The organism is Methanolobus sp. ZRKC4, assembly GCF_045291305.1.
Taxonomy (GTDB): Archaea; Halobacteriota; Methanosarcinia; order Methanosarcinales; family Methanosarcinaceae; genus Methanolobus.
Window position 1 is genome coordinate 1,438,086 of record NZ_CP146983.1, and the last position, 24,750, is coordinate 1,462,835.

Genomic DNA, 24,750 nt, shown 5'->3' on the forward strand with positions numbered 1-24,750 from the left:
AACACTCAGGGGATTTATCCTTTTTAAATTATTATGTTCGAATAAAATGAAAAGTAGTTTTTCTACAAAAGCGAAATATCCTGCGTATTAATAAAAGCACGGGTAACTCATTTTGTGGAGTTGAGTACCCGCTTAATATTTATTTCAGAATCAATTGAGAATAAGATTTTCTACAATGCCACAGATATTTAGTTCATAATTTTTATTGCAATACGAGCAGCATCCGCTGCGTTCTTTGCTGTTGCATCAGCTCCAATCTCTTTGATCCAGTTTTCAGAAACCGGTGCTCCACCAAACATGATCTTCACCGAATCCCGCAGTCCTTCTTCTTCAATTGCTTCCATGGTATCTTTCTGACCCTGCATTGATGTTGTCATGAGTGCAGAGCCCACAAGAAGTATCTTACCATCATTGAGCTTGTTGATCTCATCAATGATGGTTTCGTTTGGAACGTCCACACCAAGATCGACTATATTGAAACCGTTTACACTCAGCATTATTGAGACCAGGCGATGGCCAATCTCATGGATGTCTCCTTGCTGTACAAAAGTGATAGCAGTTCCAACACTTTCAGTCGTCTTGTCTTTTTCAAGTTCAGGGGTGAGTATTTCCATTGCACCGTCCATGGCTTTTGCAGAGATCATGATGTGGGGGAGGTAGAGTTCTCCTAATTCATACTTATCACCGACGATCTTCATGCCTGCTGCAAGACCCTCATTTATGGCAGTAAAAGCACTGATGCCTGCTTCAAGGGCTTCTTTTGCAGCTGCCACGCAGCCTTTTATGTCCTGAATTACAATTGTATCCCGGAGTTTGTTTAAGATTTCCTGGTTTGACATATTTGACCTCCAATAGTAGTTTAATCCAAAAATAAAAATTGGATTTTACTGATCATTTAGTCATATCTCCCATATTTTTCTGCAGCATCCAACATGGCCATTAATTTAATAGGTGCTGCGTTGGGAGGGAATTCACAACCTGCAGCCAGAATATAGCCTGAAGGGGAATTCATTCCTTCAACTATGTTCTGTCTGCATATTTCCAGTAAATCCTTGTATGATTCAGTAATGAAGAGTGATGGATCGATGTTACCACATACGACGTCATGGTCGCCGAATGCTTCTACCTGGGTCTTTACGGGTGTTTCCGGACCAAAGAGCCAAATATATTTTCCAAACCATCCCATCTCGTTCCTTAATTTAACATAGTAGGGGATGTTTTTGTTTTGGTCAGAACATGGATGCATAAGTACAGAATTCACTCCTAGTTCTTTCAAATGAGTGTGGATTCTTTTCATGTAAGGATATGCGAATTCAGCAAACATATCAGCCGATATCATTGTATTGGATTCAGAAGGCCCACCATCGAAGGGAAGCAGATTTTCTGCACCATATTTGTCTGCAAAGTAATCTATAGCATTAATGAGCATATCACATACTTTATCGAGTAGTAAGTGTACAGTCTTAGGTTCCATGATGATCCAACTAACAAATTCGGATGTATCTGCGATAACTGAAGCTGCAGTAAAGGTACTGCCTACCTGTATAGAAACAGGCATACCAAGTTCAGCGCATCTGGAAGCTAATTTATCAGCTTGCTTATATGCACCAGGTAATTCCTTATTAAAATCCGGTACTTCAAGTTTTTCGATGTCCTCAAGATTATTAACGGGATGCTTCTTGACAAATGGAGCTCCCTGACCTTTTCCATAAGGATACTCTATTTCGCCACCAAATTCCAGAGCTCCCATTGATGCGTACCCATACATCGGAGTCTGTTCATAACCATGCAAGCGCATTGAAGCGAACTGAGCTTCAAAACATTTATCCCCATCCGCATAGAAATCACCAAGAGATATGCCCGTGATCTGTGCAGAATATCCCAGAACAAAAGGAACTACTGGTACACGGTCGGGTTTTTGTCCGGTCATCACCGCCATCATTCGTTCAGGTGGTGTCATTCTCTGTGTCATCAATGTTCTCCTCCATCTTGTTCGATTTAATTGATCTGTCATTGTTTGTCTTGTTGTTGCGATGTTCGTTTCTAGGACAAAACCATTTTTTTGATTTTACAGGAGTTAATTATTAGGTATGCTTTTTAGCTCCCTTTGTGTCCACATAAAAACGTCTTCAAAATCTATTATATAAAATCTTCGTAGCATTTTTATACCGAACGCTTTAAATATCACTATTTTGCAAATGCTCGATAAACCAAATATAAAAAAATAGATTAGTTCTATTGTATTTATTTATAAGTAGTCTAAACAACATGCACAGCCTTTATAAAAATCTTGGAATAACAAACAGCGATAATAAACTATTTATATGTGTTTTTTTTAGAAAAATAGTAAACAGTGTTATAGAAATAAATGGAATTGAAAACTATTACATCTATTAAAAACATAAATTTTTTGCCTGTCAAAAATAGATATATAATTTCTGGTCGAAAAACTCTTAAATTAGCACAAAATGCTGGTTTTGAGCAAAAAATAGCTGAATCAATTATTTCACTATGGGCAACATTGGGTGTAATTCCTTTTTAAAAATTTGCATTTCTATATTCATATAGCAAATGCAGTGTATATTTAATATAGGAACTGTCATATATTTCTTATATATAATGTAGGTGGTAAAAATGGATTCCAGTGGGTTTGAAACGTATATCACAGGACATAAGTATTTTGAAAACGATTTACTCCTTTCAAAATATTCAATTGAGAATTGTATAGATTCCATTTCATGGATAGCCCCAGATGCCAGTTTTTTATACGTCAATAAAGCATTTTGTAGAGAATTAAGTTATTCTATGGAAGAACTGTTTTCAATGAAAGTCTTTGATATAGATCCGTATTTTTCGGAGGATATGTGGGAAGGGCATTGGAACAAAATGAAAAAATCACAGATTGGGACAGTAGAAACTGTTCATGTTTCAAAAACAGGTCAAATGATCCCTGTAGAGATTACTTATAATCATTTACAGTTTGATGGCATGGAGTATGTTTTTACTTTTAGTCGTAACATTACCAAGCGTAAAGAAGCAGAAAAAAATTTACGTCTCACACAATATTCAATAAATCACAGTATGGAGCCAGCTTTCTGGATAGCTCCAGATGCTAGTTTCATGTTTGTCAATGAGGCTGTATGTAAGAATTATGGTAACTATTCAGCCTGATAAAAACACTATCAATAGCAATCTTGACAAAAAGTTGAGACCTACATTTTATTAGGATCATTAATTTTGATTGTTGCCATTGATTGCTTTTTTGATTCTTAGGTTGTTAGTGAGCAAACATCTCCGTTTTGATTAAATCAGTATCAATAGGCTAATTGTGGTAGGCTGAATAGTTACGAATTATGATTATTCTCTGGAAGAACTGCTTTCAATGAAGGTCTTTGATATCAGCCATGATTTTCCAGAGAACAAGTGGAATGAACTGTGGAATAAGGTAAAAAAACATGGTTCATTCCAAATGGAATCAATACATTACACAAAACATGGAAGAAGTTTTCCTGTAGAAATTTCACTAAGTTATCTGGAATTTGAAGATATTCAATATCTTTTTGCTTTTGTCCGCGATATTACTGAACGCAAGAATTCTGAAGAAGCTCTCAAAAAATATACAAATGAACTGAGGCATTCAAATGAAATGCAGCAAGCACTTGGCAATATTGTGAACAGTAGCCCTCTGGTTGTTTTTTTATGGAAAGTGGAGCACAATTGGCCAGTGGAATTCGTATCTGAAAACATCAGGCAATTTGGTTATTCATCAGATGAATTCATATCAGGCACACTTCTTTATGGAGATATAATCCATCCCGATGATTTAATAAAAGTTCAAACCAGATCCACTAAGTTTATAGAATCAACGCAATCAACTTTCAACCATGAATACAGAATTCTTACAAAATCTGGCGAAGTACGCTGGGTTAATGAAAGAACCTTTATTCAACGTGATGAGGATGAGATCTATTTCATTCAAGGTATCATTGTTGACATCACCAGTAGTAAGCAATCAAATAAATTTTTGCAATTTCAATGCGAACTTGGAAATGTTCTTGCTTTAACTGACAATCTGCAGGAGACCTATGGGCAGTTGCTGGAACTGACTCTCCAGATAGATCCATTCGATTCTGGTTGTCTGTATGTTGTTGATACCTTTACAGGCAATCTGGATATTGTAGCATATAAGGGATTATCTTCTGAATATGTAGCGAAAGTATCACATTACGATTCAAACTCTTTATTAACAAAACTGGTCATGATGGGAAAACCCATCTACAAAAACCATTCAGAAATATGTGTTATGACTGCTACAGAATCACCCAATGAAAAATTAAATATTACAGCACTTGTCCCGGTGAAATGCGGAGACGACGTTATTGCCATGCTTAAACTCATGTCTCACAGCCAAAATGAGATTTCAAACGATTCCCATAACTCTCTTGAAAATATTGCTTCTCAAATAGGGGGGTTCATTAATCGTGCGATTTACGAAATAGAACTCAAAAATGATAATAATGATCTCCAGGGTATTTTTGAAGCATTAGATGATTTCTTAATTATAGTCGATCTAGAAGGATGCATTATCAAGTACAACTTAGCAGTTTCAACAAGATTAGGATATTCGACAGAAGAGCTTTTGGGTATTAACATAATTTCAATTATACCTCATAAACGGTACTTGGCAGCTGCAAAAACATTTTTTGATATAATAGAAGAAAAAGTTTCTTATTTTACCTTTCCACTAATGGCTAAAGATAAATCACTTATTCTAGTAGTTCTAAGGTTCACTAAAGGTAAATGGAAAGGTCAGGATGTGATGATAGGACTCTCTCACGATGTAACAAACGAAAATCTGACCAATAAAATAAGTCAACATTCAGATTTATAGAAGTAGACAATAAACCGGTTCTGTAGAAAACCGATTTCCAATTTCTATTTAATATGATGCTTGAAATGGCTGGGTTAAGGGGTAATTTGTAACATACGCAGGGCTAGTGTCTGATTACCGATGTTGCCCTCAACCAGTATGATTTTTAGACAGTATTTCACTTTTGAAGCAAATAATCTTTGTCCGATGTATCTACCTGCCTTGCATGGGCTGTTTTTCCAGCCGTGCGGTGAACCAGAACTCAGAACCCTTACCAACCTCGCTGTTCACGCCTATCTCTCCATCCATCAGGTTAACCAGTTGTTTGGAAATAGCCAGCCCCAAGCCGGTGCCCCCGAATTTGCGGGTGTTTGAGGTGTCTGCCTGGGTGAATTTATCAAATACCATACGGGTCTTTTCCACGGGAATACCGATGCCGGTGTCACATACTGAAAAGCGAAGCAAGACTGCATCATCGTATTGGGATTCTACTGATACGTTGATTGTCACCTCGCCCTTGGAGGTGAATTTAATGGCATTTTCAGTCAGGTTGGTCAGAATCTGGAGAAGACGACCCTGGTCCCCACGCAACAGCGAGGGGACATCCGTTCCAATGTTGCAGGATAGTCTCAGGCCCTTTGAATTCGCATGTAAGGACATAGTATTGAAATGATCTCCGAATAGTTTCTGGATACTAAAATCAAACGTCTCCAGTTCTAGTTTGCCTGCCTCTATCTTCGAGAAGTCAAGTATGTCGTTGATAATTCTCAATAGTGATGTTCCAGCTTTCTGAATCAACTTTGTATAATGTCGTTGCTTCTCATCCTGTTCTTTTTCAAGCAGCAGCCCTGTAAAGCCGATAATCCCGTTCATTGGGGTTCGAAGCTCATGACTCATGATAGCAAGGAATTCTGACTTGGCTCTGTTAGCAGATTCGGCGGCTTCTTTTGCTTTTAAAAGCTCAGCTTCTGTTCGTTTGTGTTCGTTAATCTCCTGCAGCAGCTCTTCGTTGCTTTTCCTAAGATCTGCTGTGCGGCTGGCTACAAGTTCTTCCAGATGAACTTTGTGCTTTTTCAGCGCCTCCTCAGCCCGCATGCGCTCAGTGATGTCACGCATCATGATCAGGCTTCCAAGCTGCTTTCCTCTGGAATTAATAATTGGAGTATTTGTCCTGTAATATATTTTTTCTTTAATGCTAATGTATATCTTATCATCAGTTTTGGAGAATATCTCGTTATAATGAACAGGATCCCTAGAATCGAAATCATTACTAGACTTTGGTTTTGTTCCTAGTTCCAGCAGTTTGCGGGCCGGCTTGTTAGCATTGATCATCTTTGCAGTTGAGTCAAGAACGAATATCCCATCAGGGATATGATTGAACATAACATCAAAAGCAAAAGGTGTTATATCAAAAAGTTTTGTTGTGACAATACCTATTGAAAATATGATGATGGTGCATACAAGTGCCAGAGGTGTAAGATCAATAAATCCGAGAGGACGTAAACCTATCAAGTAGAGAACGTTTGCAACAATGGGAAATATCCATCCCGCCAAAAATATAACAATTGGCAAGCGGTCTGATCCTAGCACTTTAAAGAACATGCTAGTCAACATAAAAAAGCCCAATGTCAGAGCAAAGTACGAATAAACGGAATGTAGCCACCAAAAGAGACCGAACTGTGATTGAATGAATGCGAAACCATTAGAGGACAAAAGTTCGACAGATGTTAAAAAAAGATGGTGCACATTATTTGTAGCGAGCATTGTCACAGACAAAACCGGGACTATGAACAAGAGCTTTATGTTGAGTGGTGTTAGCCAATTGTCATTGCCTGAATACCGTGCTGCAAAAATAAGCCAGAAAACAGGAATTGTAGTAATGCCAGTATAATATATTACTGTAAGTATCTTTATTTGTGTAAGGCTTACGGATATCAGTTCCAGTCCATAGCTAAAAGACCAAACAGCAACAGACACCATTAGAAATGACATGGGGAGGAACGCTTCGTTATACCTGCGTTTCCATGCATGGAAAGAAAGGAAGATAGCTAAGAGCGATGATACTACCATCGATAAGCTAACCATGTGTAGTTGCGTAAGGTCCATTTTTCCTCTAAGTATAATTCCTTTATGTGAGTTGTTGGTGAATGAAATTTAACACATAATTTGAGATGGTTATTATATATTCTTTTATTTATAATATACTGTAGTATTAATATGATATAAAATATTTTCTCAGGAAACTTCCCTATGAGCCTATATACCTGAAATAAACTGATCATGGGATTATTATGTCCCTTCTTTTTTCATATCTGATTGCATTTTAGAACTAACTACTCTGAACCACTATTATATAAGTAAAATAACAAAGGGTTTTTATATAGATATATCTATATAATAATCGATGATAGGTCCGGAATCTGAAGTCAAAGGTGCAGAAGAAACCAGCCCTGGTATGGTATCCGGGTCAAATACAGGAAACCCTGCAAAACTTTCTCAATTATTAGACCGCATCAAGTCCGGACTTCACCAGTTAAGGCATCCCCGAAATAAATTCCCTGATTATGATCCTGAATTACATGGTTTACTTGTAGATTTTGAAATTCCCGATGGGTTCAAAGAAGTTGAGCGATATTGGGTAAATGAGCCATATTCTTTTATTTCGATCCTTGTGAAAGGGAATGTATATCTTTACTATGTTGCTGAGCCAATGCTTACGTTATACGAAAAAGATATTCTTGAAAGAGTTTATGATGACCTGCAGGATATTCTGAGTATTGGTGGGGTAAATTCTTCGAGGGATAAAGAAACAGTACTGATGGAACAAGCATCCTTACTTTTTAATCGCTATCATGCAAATATTAAAATAGCTTCTACTTATCGTATTCTCTATTACCTGAAGCGTAATTTTCTGGGTCATGACCGCATAAATTCACTAATGCTTGACCCTAATATAGAAGATATTTCCTGCGATGGTATAAACATACCCATTTTCATGTACCACAACAAGTATCGTAACATTAAAACAAACGTTTCTTTTGGTGAAGAGGAGATTAATTCTCTTGTAATAAAACTTTGTCAGAAAAGTGGCAAGCATATTTCAGTAAGCGAGCCTATGGTGGATGCAACCCTTCCCGATGGTTCCCGTTTACAGGCAACTCTTGGTAAAGAGATCACTACCAGGGGAAGTTCCTTTACTATCAGGAAATTCAGGGGCGATCCGATCACCCCTATAGATCTTATTAACTACAAAACCTGTAGCATTGAAATGATGGCTTATTACTGGCTTGCCATTGAAAATGGTGATTGTGCTATATTTGCAGGAGGCACAGCATCCGGTAAAACATCCCTTCTAAATGCAGTTTCTCTTTTCATACCTCCGCTCTCAAAGGTCGTATCTATAGAAGATACACGAGAAGTGACATTGCACCATGACAACTGGATTGCAGGTGTCACACGTAAACCGTTGAATGTCAATAGTGCTGGCGAGGTTTCCATGTATGACCTATTGCGATCAGCTCTGCGACAAAGACCTGAATATATACTTGTAGGTGAGATCAGAGGTGAAGAGGCACTGACACTTTTCCAGGCCATATCCACAGGACATGCAACCTATTCAACCATGCATGCAGGTGATGTGCAGACCGTTGTCAACAGACTTGACAGTCCTCCTCTTAACGTACCGCATGTCATGCTTCAATCATTGGATATACTTAGTATACAGGTCCAAACTTTTGTGAATAACCAGAGGGTACGCAGAACGCAGAGTCTTGTGGAGTTCACAGGGATAGATACAAAGACAGGGTACATACGTATAAATGAGCTCTACAGATGGGATCCTCTAACAGACACTTTCATTCGCAATGGAGATTCATATACTCTTAACAAGGTCATGACTTCAAGAGGCTGGGATAGAAATAAACTATCAGAAGAGCTGAACAGAAGGGAACTTATTCTCAAATATCTCTGCGAGAAACAAATGAGGGACTATGTACGCATATCCCTGGTTGTACAGGCATATGATGCAAATCCGGAAAATGTTCTTGATGCAATTGAAAACCATACTCTGGATGAACTAATTGAACAGAGCATGTAGGTGTCTTGAATGAATATCATAGATTCTGCTGCACATTTGATATTTGGTAATTATGTAAGAAAACATATTCACCGATATGAAGCGCAGAGGTCCATGGTGCGTAAAGCAGGTATGGGAATCCTCATCGAGCAATATATTGCTCAAATATACTTTTTTTCTCTTTTAATGGCTTTTTTAGCTGGCCTGGTTGGAATATTAGCTGGATATTACTTTTTAAGTGATGTCAGGCCATTTATGCTGGGAATTGAAAATACCCCGCTCTGGATATCAAATAATTTTCATTTATTGGTAAGTTGCGGACTTGGCGCTGTTTTTTTCATAATAGCTGCTTATCTTACTTACTACATTTTTATGTCACTGCCTGAAGTGCAGGCTAATGTCCGGAGCACACTCATAAATCAATCACTTCCTCATACTACGGCATATCTTTATGCTATGAGTCGGGGAGGCGGGCTTAATCTTCTTGATATCATGAAATCCCTGGCAGAGAACTACCATATCTATGGTGCATCTGCAGAAGAAATAGGATTTATGGTTAAAGATATGGAGTATTATGGTACTGACCTGTTAAAAGCAATTGACAGAGCGGGACAACGGACTCCTTCTAAGAAATTCAAGGATTTTCTGGATGGTCTTACATCAATTGTCTCAAGTGGAGGGGATGTCAGTTCTTATCTCAAGGCAAAAAATGATCAATATCGTCTGACTGCTACTAAGGAACAGAAAATATTCTTTGAAACGCTGGGAGTACTGGCGGAAGTTTATATCTCTGCTTTTGTTGCAGGTCCTCTTTTCCTAATTACTATACTTGTGGTTCTGGGGCTTATGAATCCGAGTGCATCCGGTATGCTGAATTTTATAGTATACATTGTGATCCCAATAGGGACAGTTCTTTTTCTGGTGCTTCTTAATTCGCTAACCAATGATAACCCCAAAATACCTGATTTTTATGTAGTCGAAAAAAAGCTGCATAATTTCCTGCATGTGCCCATAAAGGAAGGAGATAAAAGTGAAGAGCAAAAGAGGAGAATAATCAAATACTACTCCCATTTCATCAGAGTGGCGGATAAGTTCCTGCATCCTTTCAACTTTTTTGCAAGTAAGCCTTCATATATATTGTTCATCACTATTCCGGTGTCAGTTGCTTATTTCTTTTACACGGTAAATGATTTCATCAATATTGCAAATTTCATATACTTTAACAATTTCAATATTCTGACAATAAGTATTATCGATGATTATTTCTTTATCGCTTTGCTAATAATGTTGATTCCTTTTATTATATTCGATGAGGTGCGCAGTTATCGTATAAAGCAGATAGAATCCACGATTCCGGATTTTCTCTACAACCTTGCAAGTATTAACGAAGCTGGCATTCTTCTTGTGGATGCTATTGTCATGAGTATGCAGCTAAAGATGGGAGTTTTGCATTCTGAGGTGAAACGTCTTGTAAATGACATATCATGGGGAACAAAACTGGACGATGCACTGCAAAAATTTGAATTCAGAATTCGCACTGATATGACAAGGCGTATAATCAATCTCATCATCAAGGCCAATGAAGCTACAAGTGATATCAAAAGTGTGCTGACAATAGCAGCACATGATGCTGATATGCAGAGACAGCTCAAGAAAGAGCGCAATGCAGAAATGTTTGTTTATGTGTTTATAATCTACATATCGTTCATGGTGTTTTTGTTCATCGTTTACATTCTTGCAGCCTACTTCCTGCCGGCTATGCCTGCATCCGCAGAAGGTGGGCTTGAAGGGGTTGCTTTTATAGTTGATTTTGATCTTGAAAAGTACACCTTGTTATTTTTCCATGCAGCTATGATCCAGGGTTTCGGTTCCGGACTTGTCGCAGGAAAAATGGGTAGTGGAAATATTCATTCGGGTTTCAAGCATTCTATAATCATGATGTCTATAGCTTACCTGTTATTCGCATTTTTCATATGAGGTAAATATGTGCATACGAACAAGAGCACGAATAAATAAATTCGTAAGGGACGAAAATGCAGTTTCCGAGATTATCGGAGAGATTCTGATGACGGCCATAGCTGTGCTCGCATTTTCAATAATTGCCGTGTTCGTGTTCTCTTATATGGATGCAGGTGAAAAAGTGCATGCTAACATCGACGGGTGGGTGGATGTGGATGCTGATACGATCTATATCAGGCATTCAGGTGGGGAGCATATCGATATTAATGATGTCAAAATAATCCTGAACCTCAATGGAACGCGCAGGGAACTTTCATCGTCTCAGATAGTGCAGCTGCTTGGAAGTAATGGCTGGCATCTGGGAGAGACTATAATAATTGACACTGATTCGTTGTGGAACACAACGATCAATGAAAATGATTATGTCGGTACGATACTACTGCAAACCAGTTCCAATATAGTTATAGAGAGCGGCTCACTCCTTGGCGATGAAATTGGGATGAATTCGGGTTCCGGATCATCAGGGTCAAATGACTCCACAACAGGTGGAAACCTTGCATGGTGGAAACTTAATGAGAATTCAGGTACAATTGCTGTGGATTCTGTTAGTGGTTATGATGGTAACATTTTCCAGGCCAGCTGGACAACAGGTATCAATGGAACTGCATTGGAATTTGATGGTAACAATGATTATGTAGAGACCAATGACCGTATAGTCGATGATTATCCGTTTACCATTAGTTTGTGGCTAAAAACAACGGATTCAGGAACTGATCAGGCAGTTGTCAACCTGGCAGACTCTGATTTGTCGAATTCTTATTATGGGATATATGTGAGTCCAGATGGAAGAGTTCGACTGATGGCAGGAAACACTCAGATCAGGACTATAGAAGGAGATGTTGTTAACGATGGAGAATGGTATAATGTCGTTGCAGTTTTCAATTCTTCCACAGACCGGAAACTCTATCTTAATGGCATAATAAACGGTACTCAGTCAACAGAAGTTACATTCAATAGTGGTGCTGATAGGTGGTCCATGGGAAGATGGGGTGACAGTTCTCCTAACAGATACTTTGAAGGGACCATCGATGAGGTAAAACTGTGGGACAGAGCACTTGACTCCGCTGAAATACTGCAGTTGTATGCAGACTCTGTTCCGGAAATGGTTCCGGTTGAAGATGTTTCATTGACTCCTGTATCAAGGTGGAAGTTCGATGAGAATTCCGGTTCAATTGCTTACGATGGTGTTGGGAGTAATGATGCACAGGTCATTAACGCACACTGGACTAATACCGCTATAAACGAAACTGCTATCCGCTTTGATGGAAATGGAGATTATCTTGCAGTTAGTGACAATGACTCACTTGACTTCGATCAGAATATGAGTATCCTTTTCTGGATGAGGCTGAATACAGACAATGATGTTTCGATAATTGGAAAGGGTATGGATGACCAGGATAATTTTGACCTTTTTGCAGGCAGTGGAGAACTGTATTTAGAATGGGACAATAGTGGTTCAAATTATGTTCAAACCACGGGGATGGACCTGCAAACCAACACATGGTACCAGATAGGAGTGGTGGTTGATGGAAGCAATGTGAATTTCTATAAGGATAGCACTTTCATTGAAGATCACTCTATGAATGGTGTTCCACTGGCTTCTAACAACAACGAACTCTGGATTGGCAGACAGAACTACGGTAGCAATAATTATTATTTTAGGGGCTACCTCGATGAGGTGGAGGTCTATAATGTTACACTGTCAGAAGCAGATATTGCAGACTACTACACAAGGACAAATCCGTAAGATGTGATGGCAAATAGGAAGGTTGATGGGAATGAGGACTAAAATAATGATATCTTCTGAAAATGCTATTTCGACTGTAGTCTCTGCTGTGCTTCTCCTGGGTATATTTGTATCTGTCATCACAGTTATCAATGTGCAGTATATCCCGGAGTGGAAAACCACTGCAGAACAATCTCATATGGACGATGTCTTTTATGATATGGCAGAGATGAAAAATGAAGTTGATATTCTGTCCGCTTATGCCAGGACTGAGCCTTCTACAAGTCTTTTAGTGAGCATACCCATTAAAATGGGAGGCGGATCTTTGCCTATATTCAGTTCCGGCAAATCAAGCGGAAGACTGGCAATAAATGAAGATGAATTTGGTATGAATATTCGGGCAACCACGCCTGGTCTTATTTACAACAGTGATTCAATGCTTCTGGATCTGGGATCTGTTAGCTATATGTCTGATAATAATTATTTTGTTGACCAGCAATTTGTGTATGAGAACGGAGCCCTGTTAATCTCACAAAAGGATTATTCTTTAATGCGCCTTGCACCTCAGATCGATGTAAAAATGACCGACACTGGTACAAATATAACTATGGATATTAACGTAATAGACATCAATGGTCCAAAGAGAAGTATCAGCAGTAATTCTGTGGAAGAACTGAACATCAGGACGAATGGGTCTGATTCTTTATATTGGGATGGCATACTTTTTACAGATGTGACTATGACAATGGAAACATCCTATCCGTCTTCATGGGAAACTTTCTTTTTGACGATGGTGGATAATGCGGGCATAGATCCTGCAGATTATTCCATAACCTCAAACGATACTGCCGTTGTATTATTCCTTGAAGGCAGTGCCGGGGAAGACATTAAGCTCAATGTAACAAAGACACTTTTTGATGCAAGGGTGAATCTGCTGGTTTGAGAACCAGTTCATACTTTGCATTCTTTTGCAGAAGCTTTGAAGCTTACATTCATCAATGATGAAGTCGCATTTTTAATCAGGGGTTCTTGATGATAAAAGAAGCAATGCTTTATGAGAAACTTGATGATGGCAAGGTACGGTGCAATCTTTGCAGCCACAGATGCAAAATATCATCTGGAAAGAGGGGAATCTGTGCGGTGCGGGAAAACAGGGAAGGCACTCTTTATACGCTTAACTATAATGTTGTTTCAAGCGAGGCACTGGATCCCATAGAGAAAAAACCGCTTTTCCATTTTTATCCGGGTTCATTAGCTTATTCCCTTGGGACCATCGGTTGTAATTTTAGGTGTAAACACTGTCAGAACTGGACGATATCACAGATCGATATAGATGAGGCAACTGCCATTGAAATGAGTCCTGAAATGGCTGTTGAAAGAGCTGTAAGCTCCGGAGCAAAAGTCATTGCCTGGACCTATAATGAGCCAACTATCTGGTTTGAGTATACTTATGACTGTGCCATACTGGCAAAAAAGGCGGGGCTGGTAACTGCGTATGTTACCAATGGATACATTACCAGGGAAGCATTGGAAATGATAGCTCCGTATCTGGATGCTTTCAGGGTTGATATAAAAGCTTTTACGGAAGAGTTCTACAGGGAAATTGCAGGTGCACAATTGGCTCCTGTTCTTGAGTCTGCAAAGTATGCAAGAGAACTGGGTATGCATGTGGAAGTCGTGAACCTTGTTATACCAACGCTCAATGATGCGCCTGAGGAGATTCGTGAAATGTCAAAGTGGATATATGATTATCTCGGTGCTGATACTCCTGTTCATTTTACCCGTTTTCATCCTTATTACAAATTACAGGATCTTCCTTCTACTCCGCTAGCAACCCTTGAGATGGCATTTAGTATTGCCAAGGAAGAAGGCCTTAATTATGTGTATCTGGGAAATATTGCTGGAACTGATTATGAAGATACGTTCTGTCCTAAATGCGGGGAATTACTCATCAAGAGGGAAATGTTCGGTATTGAAGTGAATAAGTTGGGCGATAGGCAAACGTGCCCGCATTGCGGTGAGTTCATTAACGTCCGGCTCGGGCAGTAAGGCGGGGTTTGTAGAAACCATGCTGCATAATTATTTATAATAAATTGCGTATGTAATCAACGAGTGTGACCTTATATAAATGAATCAGGCACTTCGACCCCTCAATTTCTACTGGAACGTATACATCTAACAATATATAATTATCATCATTATGAGATATCATCATATATTGTCAAAAAACAGGGCGAAAATGTAGGTGCAATCAAAAGGTTTAAAAGCAATAAGTGCATTAAGAGGATTCGCGCGTTGGCGCCATGATAGAGCCGCAATAACTCAGTTGGTAGAGTGTCTGGCTGTTAACCAGAATGTCACAGGTTCGAGCCCTGTTTGCGGCGCTCAAAATTTCCTTTTCTTAATGGGCCTGTAGCTTAGCCAGGTTAGAGCGCTCGGCTCATAACCGAGCGGCCACCGGTTCGAATCCGGTTAGGCCCATTTAATAACTTTGGGCAGTTCCCTGTAGATTGTTTTTTGAGCCTTGCTTTTGCAAAAAATCATGTACGTTTCGGTTATTTTGTGCGCAACTCAGAGGATGAGCTTTGAACTAAGTTTTCATTAATTTTGACTATGTTGTGTTAATGATTGATATTGCTCGATATTGAGTACACAGTATTCCGTTGACCATCTAATATATTAGACATCAAGTAATTGATATAATTCCTTAGGTTTATTCCTAAGCATTTAGTTAATACAATAATTTGATGATAGTAAATGACACAATTCGATATAAACTCGGAAATTGTAAAAGTCATTAATGACAGTCCTGTGGTAATTTTCATATGGAGGCCGGAAAAGGGGTGGCCGGTAGAATTTGTCTCAGAGAATGTCAAACAGTTTGGATACTCACCCGAAGATTTTCTTTCTGGTGGATTAAAGTATGAAGATATTATTCATCCTGATGACATTAAACGTGTACGCAGAGAGGTTAAAGAATACTCTGAAACACATGTTGATAATTTCATCCAGGAGTACAGGATACTGGCAGCATCAGGGGAAATACGGTACATTGAAGACAGGACCATCATCCGCAGGGATGAGTATGGCAATATCCGATACTACGAAGGTATCATCCTGGATATAAGCCAGCGAAAACTCTCGGAAACAATTATTGATTGCCGCAACAAAGTTCTTGAATCCCTGGCAGCAGGTGCAAGTCTCGATGAGGTTCTTACACTTCTGGTGAGATCCACTGAAAAAATCGTGCCGGAAGTAATAAGTTTTGTCATGTTACTGGACAAGGAAAAGAAACATCTGGTTCATGCTATTTCTCCCCATCTTCCGAATTTCTACAAAAAAGCTATCGAAGGACTACCCATAGGGGAGGGCATTGGCTCCTGTTCAACAGCTGTTTACACCGGAAAAAGGGTTATTGTAGAGGACATATTGAATCATTCTTATTGGAAAGACCTTAAGGAAATTGCATTTAAGGCAGGCTTGAGGGCCAGTTGTTGTGAACCCATAATAAGTTCGAATAATGAAGTCCTTGGAACATTCGGAATGTACTTCCATGAGCCACACAAGCCTACAAAGGAAGAGATCAATATCCTTAAAGCAAACGCCAATCTCGCAGCTATCGCAATAAACAACAAAAGAGTATTGGATGATGCCATTGAATCAGAGCAAAAGCTCAAAATTATCCTCAATAATATAAACGATCAGATATACATCAGTGATCTCACTGGAAAATTAATTGCTGTGAACCAGGCTGTCGTTGATACCCTGGGTTATAGCAGGGATGAGATGTTGAGTGCATATCCATCCGATATGGTTCCGTCAAAAGACGTCCGGCGTGTATCTAAACTAATGAAGATTATTGAAACTGAAGGAAGAGCAGTATATGAAACTGAAGCTATACACAAAGATGGCCGAATTATACCGTTAGAAATCAGTGCAAGATTTATACTATTTGAAGGCAAAAAAACTATTCTGTCAGTTGCGAGAGATATCAGTGAACGCAAAAAAGTAGAAAGAATACACCATCTCGAAGGAGAAAGGCTGGAAGCGCTTGTTAAACTGAACAAAATGACCGGTGCGTCATTGAACGAGATCACAGACTTTGCAAGAGAAGAAGCTGTAAGGCTTACTGAAAGTACACTTGGGTACCTTGCATTTATGAATGCGGATGAAACAGCTCTTATTATGCATTCCTGGTCAAAAAGCGCTATGAAAGAATGTGGCATAAAAGATAAACGCTTTGTATATCCGATTAAAACTACCGGGTTGTGGGGTGAAGCAGTAAGGCAGCGCAGACCCATAATAACAAATGATTACTCTCTTCCCAGTCCAATGAAAAAAGGATACCCCGATGATCACGTGAAACTTTCAAGGCACATGAATATCCCGATCATCGATGGTGACCACATCGTTGCAGTTGCAGGAGTCGGCAACAAAGCAGATGAATACAATGAATCGGATCTACGCCAGCTTACCTTATTGATGCAGGGTATGTGGAGCCTTATTCAAAGAAAACAAATAGAAGATGCCTTAAAGCAATATTCCGATGAACTTAAGATAGCAAATGAAGAGCTAAGGTCCATCAACAGGATGAAAACAGAATTCATTGCAGAAAGACTGGAAAATATATACGGCCCTGAACACTCTGAGTGCAGTATCCTTGATGATGAGATGATCAGGTCTGTTGATGAACAACAGGCAAAGGCTATCAATTCCGTGTTGCTCAACTCTGCAAGGTTAAAACGCCTGGTAAATTCACTTCTGTATATGAGCCAGGAGCAGGCAGGAAAAATAGAATATACCTTTTCCCTGACGCAAGTAGACAAACTGATATCAGAGGCTTTGATGAATCTGATATTGCTTATAGATGAGAAAGAAATTACTTTAGAAGTGAATGTGCCCAAAGGGCTGCCTGCAATCAGATCTGATAAGGACAAACTGACAGAGACATTGACAATTCTTATAGATAATGCGATAAAATTCACTCCTGAAGGTGGAAGGATAAACATAGATGTAAATAAAGAAAGTGATTATCTGCACTTGAGGATCAGCGATACGGGATCAGGGATACAGAAAGACCTTGTGCCGCATGTCTTCCAGAAATTCTACCAGATGGAAGACTCAATGAGTCGAATGTATCAGGGACTTGAATCCGGTCTGTATATCTGCAAGGACATAATCCTTGCACATAAAGGCGATATTTGGATCGAAAGTGAAAAGGGTAAAGGAACTACATTCCACATAAAGCTTCCAACTATTACGGAAGATGATTCCCACAATTTGTCAAAACGTGAGGTGTTAAAATGAAATTGGCTCTTTTAGGCACTCTTTTTCTATCTGACAAAAGAAAAGATCTCCTCATCCTGCTGATAGAGCGGCCTATGAACATCGATGAGATTAAAAATACACTCAATGTCACTTCAAGTGCCATGATGACACAAATCAAGATTCTCATTGACCAAGGCATAATACTTTATGAGAATGATTATTACAGGCTCTCTAGCTTCGGAGAAGTGATCGTAAAAAAAATGATTCCTCTTTTAGACACCTTAGTGGTCTTCGAAGATAATAAACAATACTGGGAGAATCATAAAGTAAAAGGTATTCCGGCACACCTTCTTGAGAGAATAGAAGAACTGGGCTCCTGCGAAGTTGTTGAGCCGGAACTTAATCGCATGTATGAATTACCGAAAAAGTTCACTGACAATCTCATACAGTCAAAATACATCATGGAAATTTCTTCTTCATTCAGTCCGACTTATCCCTATAAATACATCGAACTTGCCAAAAAAGGTGTCAGAATCTCACTTATAATAACTGAGTCTGTGTTTGAAAGATTTGAAACGGAATATTTCGAACAATTACATGATTATCTTGGGATAGAAAATACCGAACTTTTTGTTTGTAAAGACGATATAGACTTTGCTTCCAGCGTGGTAACAGACAGATTCCTTTCACTGACCCTGTTCTATAAAACAGGCATGTTCCACAATCATGCTATGATGAGCTTTGAAGTGAACGCATTGATGTGGGGAGAGGACATGTACCGATTCTTCAGAGAAGGAGCACAAGAAGTGACAGATATCTGAAATACGGCTATCATATCGGAGATATTTGTACTCCGGATATAATTTTACTCATTTTGACTTTAAAGGATTATACTTGAATGTGCTTATTTTTGTGTTCATCAGATTAAAGCCATTAATTAAATTAAAGCTATTAATCTTATTGGGATTCTTTTCCTTTGTTAACAGCGTTAATTCAAAAGTGTTCATTCATAGGATTACAGTCCTTCTCAAAAAGACAGGGCATTCATAATATTAACGTTGTTAACAAATAACCAACGGTTATGATATATAACACAAAGATGATACTGTTTTTTGTTAACAGTGGAAACTGGAGATTCACTGTTAAGCCTGATTAAAATATTGGAGGTAAAACAATGAAGACAGCAATCTTAAACCAATTAGCGGAAGCTGTGGTCGAAGGAGACGATGACCTGGCAGAAGAACTTGCACAAAAGGCCCTTGATGGAGGTGTTGATCCTTACGAGGCAATTGTGGACGGACTTGCAAAAGGAATGATTATTGTGAGTGACAAGTATGAAAAGGGTGAAGCCTTTGTGCCACACCTGCTCATCGCATCCGGTGCCATGTATGCAGGTATGGATATACTGACCCCACATATGAAAGTAGAGGGTAACGGAAGGCGTTCCATAGGTGTTATAGGAACCATCGAGGGAGATGTCCACGATATCGGAAAGAACCTTGTCAAGACAATGATGTCTGCAGCCGGCTTTGATATGGTCGATCTGGGTCACGATGTGCCGGTCGAGAAATTCGTAGAGGTAGCGAAGGAGAAAAAAGCAGACCTGGTTTCCATGAGTGCTTTGATGACCACTACCATGACCAATATGGAGAAAGCAATTGAGATGCTTCAGGAAGAAGGTGTCAGAGATTCCCTCATTGTAATGGTAGGAGGAGCACCCGTTTCCCCTGAATTTGCAGAACAGGTTGGTGCAGACTCTACGCATTCTGATTCCATGGCAGCTACGGAATGGGCAAAGGACGCGGTAAGCAAACTTGATCCTGCTGAAATTAGATGGAGCGAGGAGAAAATCTCACTTGGAAAGGTCAAATACAGAGATATCCTGTCTAAAAAGACGGTTAAAGGAAAGACAGACATCGGTCTGGAAACTGCAAAGCAGATCATTTCAGACTTTGAGAGTGTAGCTGTCAAGACAAAAGAAGAAATGACCCATATGGACAGGACACTGGCAGCAATGGGTGACAAAAAGGTTGATAGGTTACCTGTATATCCGCTAGCTTGTGGCGTATTGAGGAAGTTTGCTGATGTCAACTACAAGCAGTATGCAACTGACATCGATGCGTTCGTTGAGAGTGCTTACCTCGGATCCAAATACCTGGATACAGACATGTTTGTAGGTCTCATAGACCTTTCCGCTACGTCATCAGACTTCGGATGTAAGATCAAGTACCCTGAAGATGACACACCTTCATCTGAAGGACACCTTGAGGCATATGAGCAGATCGAAGTTCCTGAAGTCAAGGAAGGTACTCGAGCCCATGAGCTTATAATGGCTTCTAAGGCAGCCACTGAAAAGCTCAACAAGGAACTCAACACACCATTTGTGGGATTCCACGAAGGACCACTTCTTACACTTACTCAGCTCATGGGTGCTGACCGTGTCCTGATGGACATGAAAACACATCCTGATGTGGTACTTGAAGCAGTCCAGAAATGTACGGATTACATCTGTCAGGTATCTGAACTGTTCTTTGAAGAAAGTGCCTGTAATGCACTCTGTATCGACAACCTCTGGTCCAACAACGTGATCATGAACGAAGAAGACTACTGGAAGTTCGACGGTAAGTTCGTATACGACCAGCACTTGCCGATCTTCAAGCAGTATGATCAACCATACATTATCCACAACTGTGCAGATGCAGTACACTTTGACACACAGATCACAAAGTTCGGAACAAAACTGTACAGCTACGCATACTATCCAAAACTCAGAAACAAGGGTTCACAGGGAATGGCAGACCTTATTCCACAATATGGTCACGAATGTTGCCTCATGGGTGAGATCAACCCTGTTGATTTCATGGATGGCTCTGCAGAAGGTGTGCAGAAGATCAAGACAGACACAGAACAGCTTCTAAGAGATGTTCTTCCTACACTCAAAGAGAACGAGCTGCAATCCAAGTTTGTCATGGCATCTGGTTGTGAGATTCCACCAGGAGGACCACTTACCACCGTGAAGGCAATGGTAGATACAGTTAAGGAACTGGGTCCAGACCTTCAAAAACAAAATTTCGGATAAGCAGGAACTATCACTTCCCCCTGCTTTTCCTTTTTTACTCATACGTGATTTGAAAAAAAGTTTGAAAATCACTTCATGAGGTCTATATCCATAGGGTGGTAAACCCCCTCATCTACACAATGGGGCAAACCACTCCACCTCCACATAAAAGGTGATAATAATGAATCTCGGGCTTGGCATAGACACTGGCGGCACATATACAGATGCCGTGATCATGGATCTTGAGAACGGATCAATAATAGATTCAAACAAATCGCTTACTACTTACCCTGATCTGATTAAGGGCATAATAAATTCAATAAACGGTCTTAAAGCCGAATATCTTGCGAATGTGAAATTCACTTCAGTATCCACCACACTCGCCACCAACACAACGCTGGAGGGGAAAGGATACCCGGCAGGTCTCATACTTGTTGGCTATAATATATCCCGAAAAATTCCCACAGATCATATCCTTTCCATAGAAGGCGGGCATGATGCTGATGGAAATGAAGTGGAATCCCTGGGTAATCTGAAGAAAGTGAAAGAATTTGTAAGAATGAACAAAAATAAAGTTTCTTCATTTGCTATATCATCATATTTTGGAGTACGCAACCCGGAACATGAGCTCACGATTAAAGAGATGATCCAGGAACTGACAGACCTCCCGGTGGTCTGCGGACATGAACTTTCCATGGACCTTGGGGCCTACGAAAGAGCCTTGACCGCACTTCTTAATGCCCAGTTAATCCCGGTAATCGACCAGTTCATAAGATCTGTAAGGTCTGTGATGCAGGATAAGAACATCAATTCGGTCCTGATGATGATGAGATGTGACGGATCGCTGGTGAAGATAGAAGAGGCACTAAAAAAACCAGTGGAATCCATTTTTTCCGGACCTGCCGCAAGCTTGCTGGGTGCTGCACATCTGACGGATCTTAAGGACTGCCTGACAGTCGATGTGGGAGGTACGAGTACGGACATCTCTATGATCCTCAGTGGTATGCCTGCTATCAGCGGTTCCGGTGCTGTTGTCGGCGGCTGGGATACAATGGTCAAGGCTATTAAAATGAATACCTCTGCTATTGGGGGAGACAGTCATGTATGGATGAAAGAAACAACGCATATCGGACCTAACAGGGTCATACCCCTATGTCTTTGCGCTGCCGAATTCCCGTCCATAATAAGTAAACTGCAGAATGCTGAAAAAGCCTCAAAGCGCATAATGAATGAAATCATCCAGCCAACAACATTTTTCATGTCCAATGGAGCAAAATCCCATTCCCTGCATGCCTCTGAACTGGAAGTGGAGGAGATGAAGATATTCGATGCTATAACAGAAAAACCTTCCTCGATATCAGATATTGCCTCAAGGACAAATAAGCATCCTCTGATGTTCGAAGGTATCCTGAGAAAGCTCATACAGAAAAGATATGTAAGACAGGTGGGTTTCACCCCAACCGACGTCCTGCATGTGACAGGTGACTATACAAAATGGGATTCCAATGCATCGATTTTGGGAGCCGCGATAATTTCAGAATATGCTTCCATGGAACCCCTCGATCTCTGCGACAAACTCAAAGAAGACGTAGCCAGAGGCATTGTACTCAATCTCATTGCACACTGTGCAGATAAAGTGAAGAAAAACGATCTGGAAAAAATACTGGATGGAACAGAACTAATGAAATTCACAATAAAGACACCTGTGGTAATGGTGGGTGCCCCTGTAGCCGCATATATGGAAGATATGAAATATTTCATTGATGCGGACATAAGGCTTCCGCAGTACCATGAAGTGGGTAATGCTGTAGGTGCCCTTGTCGGTAATGTGGTGTACAGGGAAGAAGTGCTGATAAGACCTGCAAGCCCGGGTAGTTCACAGTATCTGGTATTCTCTGAAAAAGGAAGACAAACATTCGATGACTACCAGGAGGCTCTTGACATGGCCAATTCCCTTGTTAACAGCACAGTTTCAGAGTATATGTCCGGCTACGGATTAAGTATGGACAATGTCAGGTTCGATCTTGAATGTAATGATATCGGGAATATTGGAACGGTACCCCTTGAGACAAAGATCGTAGGGGTAGCTGTTGGTTCTCCAAGGAGGGTAATATGAGCACTTCAATAGAACATGTGGGAAATATGAATGCACTGGATAATATGAATGCTCTGCGTCAAAGTGTACGCAATCGTATTGTGATCAAGGATGATGTTGAAGAGAATGATCTGATATATGAGATGCTACAGGCTTCCAGAGACATAAAGGATCTTCTTGTATCATCTTTCGGGCCACGTGGATCGAGCAAAATAATAATTAGTCCCACAGATGATGTTTATCTGACAAGTGATGGGAAGACCATAATCGAACAGATCGATGTGTTGCATCCCGTGGTCACTTCCCTCAAAGAGCTTGCGGTGTCCATGGATGGGGTATGTGGTGATGGTACAAAGACCGCAGTGATCATCGCTGCCTCTCTTATTGAAAATGCTGCTAAGCTCGTGGATTACGGACTACATCCGACAACGATCATAAAAGGATACCAGCTTGCCCTGAATAAAGTGTACGATATCCTGGACTATGAAAGTATTCGGATTGATTCTGACAATGATCTGCATTCTGTTATAGAGAATGCCAGCCTGAGTAAAGGAGTTGAACCCCACCAGGCCCGGATAATAGCAGATATCGTTCTAAAGACACTTTCAAAGATCAGGGATACTCATGCTGATGATTACATGGATCTGAACGATTATGTCAAAGTTGTAAAAAAGGTAGGTTCCCCCTCTATAGAATGTATTTCAGGAATGGTCCTGGATGAAACACCTTCAAGACCCGACATGCCTGATCATCTGGAAAATGCAAGCGTCCTTATGATCAATGGCAATGTGAAATTTGAAAGCAAGATCATAAATTCCCAGCGTAATATAAGAATCGGTGATCTCGAAGATCCAAAGCTTATCTTGCAGGGACAGGAACAAAATTTGAAAGTCATGTCACAGAAGATAATTGATTCCGGGGCTAACATTGTCTTTTGTGAAGGAGATGTGGATGAATCTGTAGAGGCATCACTTGCAAAAAATGGCATTCTGCTTTTCGAAAAACTGAAAATCAGGGATATGGAGATGGTCTCAAAGGCAACAGGTGCAAGTATTCTTTCCATCAGGGAGGATATAATGCCTCATAATCTGGGATTTGCCGATGAGGCAAAGGTCAGAAAAAGAAATGATGAGCATTTCCTTTTCCTTTCTGTCAATGATCAACTGATATCTACGATCATGATATGGGAACCTTTCAGGTATGGTCTTGAAAAGATGGAGGAAGCAGTAGATGATGCCATCAATAATGCTGCATTCATACTGAAGAATCCTCTTGTCGTTAAAGGAGGAGGAGATGTTGAATTTGTGCTCTCACAGATGCTCAGGCAGTATTCTTCCACTATTGAAGGAAAAGAGCAACTTGCAGTTATCGAATATGCAAACGCCCTTGAAGAGATTCCCAGAACACTTGCAAGGAACGCGGGTCTCAATGAAGTTGATGCGATGACGAAAATGCTCAATTTCTATAACAAGGGGATCGACTGCAGGGTCGACCTTAACCGAAAGGTCGTTGCCAACAACCCTCCGGAATATGATTCTTCCAGCATTAAACAAATGGCTATTATCGCGGCGACCGAGGCTGTAAGCAATATGTTGAGAATTGATAAGATAGTATTGAAAAGGTCCTAAGGAGGCGTTAA

The 24,750-nt window shown here is 40.0% G+C and carries 16 protein-coding genes and 2 tRNA genes; 15 read left to right on the forward strand and 3 right to left on the reverse strand.

Translation table 11 applies throughout. The features are described from left to right. Positions 1–188: 188 nt before the first annotated feature. Together V7O67_RS07575 and V7O67_RS07580 are read right to left on the reverse strand one after the other, a co-directional pair. Complete coding sequence (locus V7O67_RS07575) at positions 189–839, reverse strand: methyltransferase cognate corrinoid protein (protein ID WP_342305449.1); 651 nt, start codon at positions 837–839, stop codon at positions 189–191. A gap of 56 nt (positions 840–895) precedes the next feature. Continuing rightward, positions 896–1,972, reverse strand: a complete 1,077-nt coding sequence (locus V7O67_RS07580; RefSeq protein ID WP_342305448.1) for a uroporphyrinogen decarboxylase family protein — start codon at positions 1,970–1,972, stop codon at positions 896–898. Positions 1,973–2,374: 402 nt separating this feature from the next. Between V7O67_RS07580 and V7O67_RS07585 the strand changes: the two genes are divergently transcribed. From V7O67_RS07585 to V7O67_RS07595, 3 genes are all read left to right on the forward strand, one after another. After that, positions 2,375–2,542 (forward strand): hypothetical protein, encoded by a 168-nt coding sequence (locus V7O67_RS07585; protein ID WP_406671367.1) that lies wholly within the window; start codon positions 2,375–2,377, stop codon positions 2,540–2,542. A 92-nt stretch (positions 2,543–2,634) separates the two neighbouring features. Beyond that, positions 2,635–3,171 carry a PAS domain S-box protein gene (locus V7O67_RS07590; RefSeq protein ID WP_342305446.1) on the forward strand — a complete coding sequence of 179 codons (537 nt, stop codon included), beginning with the start codon at positions 2,635–2,637 and terminating at the stop codon, positions 3,169–3,171. Between the two features lie 193 nt (positions 3,172–3,364). Continuing rightward, positions 3,365–4,891, forward strand: coding sequence for a PAS domain S-box protein (locus V7O67_RS07595; protein ID WP_406671439.1), 1,527 nt, complete (start codon positions 3,365–3,367; stop codon positions 4,889–4,891). A gap of 192 nt (positions 4,892–5,083) precedes the next feature. Here V7O67_RS07595 and V7O67_RS07600 read toward each other — a convergent pair whose 3' ends face one another. Continuing rightward, positions 5,084–6,976, reverse strand: a complete 1,893-nt coding sequence (locus tag V7O67_RS07600) for a histidine kinase N-terminal 7TM domain-containing protein (RefSeq protein ID WP_342305445.1) — start codon at positions 6,974–6,976, stop codon at positions 5,084–5,086. A 298-nt stretch (positions 6,977–7,274) separates the two neighbouring features. Between V7O67_RS07600 and V7O67_RS07605 the strand changes: the two genes are divergently transcribed. The 12 genes from V7O67_RS07605 to V7O67_RS07660 all read left to right on the forward strand — a co-directional run bounded on the left by V7O67_RS07605 (position 7,275) and on the right by V7O67_RS07660 (position 24,739). After that, positions 7,275–8,966, forward strand: coding sequence for a type II/IV secretion system ATPase subunit (locus V7O67_RS07605; RefSeq protein ID WP_342305444.1), 1,692 nt, complete (start codon positions 7,275–7,277; stop codon positions 8,964–8,966). 9 nt (positions 8,967–8,975) lie between these two features. Next, positions 8,976–10,922, forward strand: coding sequence for a type II secretion system F family protein (locus V7O67_RS07610; protein WP_342305443.1), 1,947 nt, complete (start codon positions 8,976–8,978; stop codon positions 10,920–10,922). A gap of 7 nt (positions 10,923–10,929) precedes the next feature. Beyond that, positions 10,930–12,711 carry a LamG-like jellyroll fold domain-containing protein gene (locus V7O67_RS07615; protein ID WP_342305441.1) on the forward strand — a complete coding sequence of 594 codons (1,782 nt, stop codon included), beginning with the start codon at positions 10,930–10,932 and terminating at the stop codon, positions 12,709–12,711. A 31-nt stretch (positions 12,712–12,742) separates the two neighbouring features. Beyond that, a complete protein-coding gene (locus V7O67_RS07620) occupies positions 12,743–13,633 on the forward strand; it encodes a hypothetical protein (protein ID WP_342305440.1) in 891 nt (296 codons plus the stop codon). 89 nt (positions 13,634–13,722) lie between these two features. Then, complete coding sequence (amrS, locus tag V7O67_RS07625) at positions 13,723–14,739, forward strand: AmmeMemoRadiSam system radical SAM enzyme (protein ID WP_342305439.1); 1,017 nt, start codon at positions 13,723–13,725, stop codon at positions 14,737–14,739. Between the two features lie 262 nt (positions 14,740–15,001). Then, positions 15,002–15,074, forward strand: a tRNA-Asn gene (locus V7O67_RS07630). A gap of 22 nt (positions 15,075–15,096) precedes the next feature. Then, a tRNA-Ile gene (locus V7O67_RS07635) sits at positions 15,097–15,171 on the forward strand. Between the two features lie 276 nt (positions 15,172–15,447). Beyond that, positions 15,448–17,997: a GAF domain-containing protein gene (locus V7O67_RS07640; protein WP_406657167.1), complete on the forward strand. Its 2,550-nt coding sequence runs from the start codon at positions 15,448–15,450 to the stop codon at positions 17,995–17,997. Continuing rightward, positions 17,994–18,779, forward strand: a complete 786-nt coding sequence (locus tag V7O67_RS07645) for a helix-turn-helix transcriptional regulator (RefSeq protein WP_406657166.1) — start codon at positions 17,994–17,996, stop codon at positions 18,777–18,779. Before V7O67_RS07640 ends, V7O67_RS07645 begins: the two co-directional genes overlap by 4 nt. A 353-nt stretch (positions 18,780–19,132) precedes the next feature. Further along, positions 19,133–21,037 carry a methyltransferase cognate corrinoid protein gene (locus V7O67_RS07650; RefSeq protein WP_406657165.1) on the forward strand — a complete coding sequence of 635 codons (1,905 nt, stop codon included), beginning with the start codon at positions 19,133–19,135 and terminating at the stop codon, positions 21,035–21,037. A gap of 160 nt (positions 21,038–21,197) precedes the next feature. Further along, positions 21,198–23,132 carry a hydantoinase/oxoprolinase family protein gene (locus V7O67_RS07655; RefSeq protein ID WP_406657164.1) on the forward strand — a complete coding sequence of 645 codons (1,935 nt, stop codon included), beginning with the start codon at positions 21,198–21,200 and terminating at the stop codon, positions 23,130–23,132. Next, on the forward strand, positions 23,129–24,739 hold the full coding sequence (locus V7O67_RS07660) for a TCP-1/cpn60 chaperonin family protein (protein WP_406657163.1): 1,611 nt from the start codon (positions 23,129–23,131) through the stop codon (positions 24,737–24,739). Before V7O67_RS07655 ends, V7O67_RS07660 begins: the two co-directional genes overlap by 4 nt. Positions 24,740–24,750 lie beyond the last annotated feature (11 nt).

Coding starts and splice junctions, on each gene's coding strand:
- V7O67_RS07575 (WP_342305449.1), bottom strand. CDS start 839: ATGTCAAACCAGGAAATCTTAAACAAACTCCGGGATACAATTGTAATT.
- V7O67_RS07580 (WP_342305448.1), bottom strand. CDS start 1,972: ATGACACAGAGAATGACACCACCTGAACGAATGATGGCGGTGATGACC.
- V7O67_RS07590 (WP_342305446.1), top strand. CDS start 2,635: ATGGATTCCAGTGGGTTTGAAACGTATATCACAGGACATAAGTATTTT.
- V7O67_RS07600 (WP_342305445.1), bottom strand. CDS start 6,976: ATGGACCTTACGCAACTACACATGGTTAGCTTATCGATGGTAGTATCA.
- V7O67_RS07605 (WP_342305444.1), top strand. CDS start 7,275: ATGATAGGTCCGGAATCTGAAGTCAAAGGTGCAGAAGAAACCAGCCCT.
- V7O67_RS07610 (WP_342305443.1), top strand. CDS start 8,976: ATGAATATCATAGATTCTGCTGCACATTTGATATTTGGTAATTATGTA.
- V7O67_RS07615 (WP_342305441.1), top strand. CDS start 10,930: ATGTGCATACGAACAAGAGCACGAATAAATAAATTCGTAAGGGACGAA.
- V7O67_RS07620 (WP_342305440.1), top strand. CDS start 12,743: ATGAGGACTAAAATAATGATATCTTCTGAAAATGCTATTTCGACTGTA.
- amrS (WP_342305439.1), top strand. CDS start 13,723: ATGATAAAAGAAGCAATGCTTTATGAGAAACTTGATGATGGCAAGGTA.
- V7O67_RS07640 (WP_406657167.1), top strand. CDS start 15,448: ATGACACAATTCGATATAAACTCGGAAATTGTAAAAGTCATTAATGAC.
- V7O67_RS07645 (WP_406657166.1), top strand. CDS start 17,994: ATGAAATTGGCTCTTTTAGGCACTCTTTTTCTATCTGACAAAAGAAAA.
- V7O67_RS07650 (WP_406657165.1), top strand. CDS start 19,133: ATGAAGACAGCAATCTTAAACCAATTAGCGGAAGCTGTGGTCGAAGGA.
- V7O67_RS07655 (WP_406657164.1), top strand. CDS start 21,198: ATGAATCTCGGGCTTGGCATAGACACTGGCGGCACATATACAGATGCC.
- V7O67_RS07660 (WP_406657163.1), top strand. CDS start 23,129: ATGAGCACTTCAATAGAACATGTGGGAAATATGAATGCACTGGATAAT.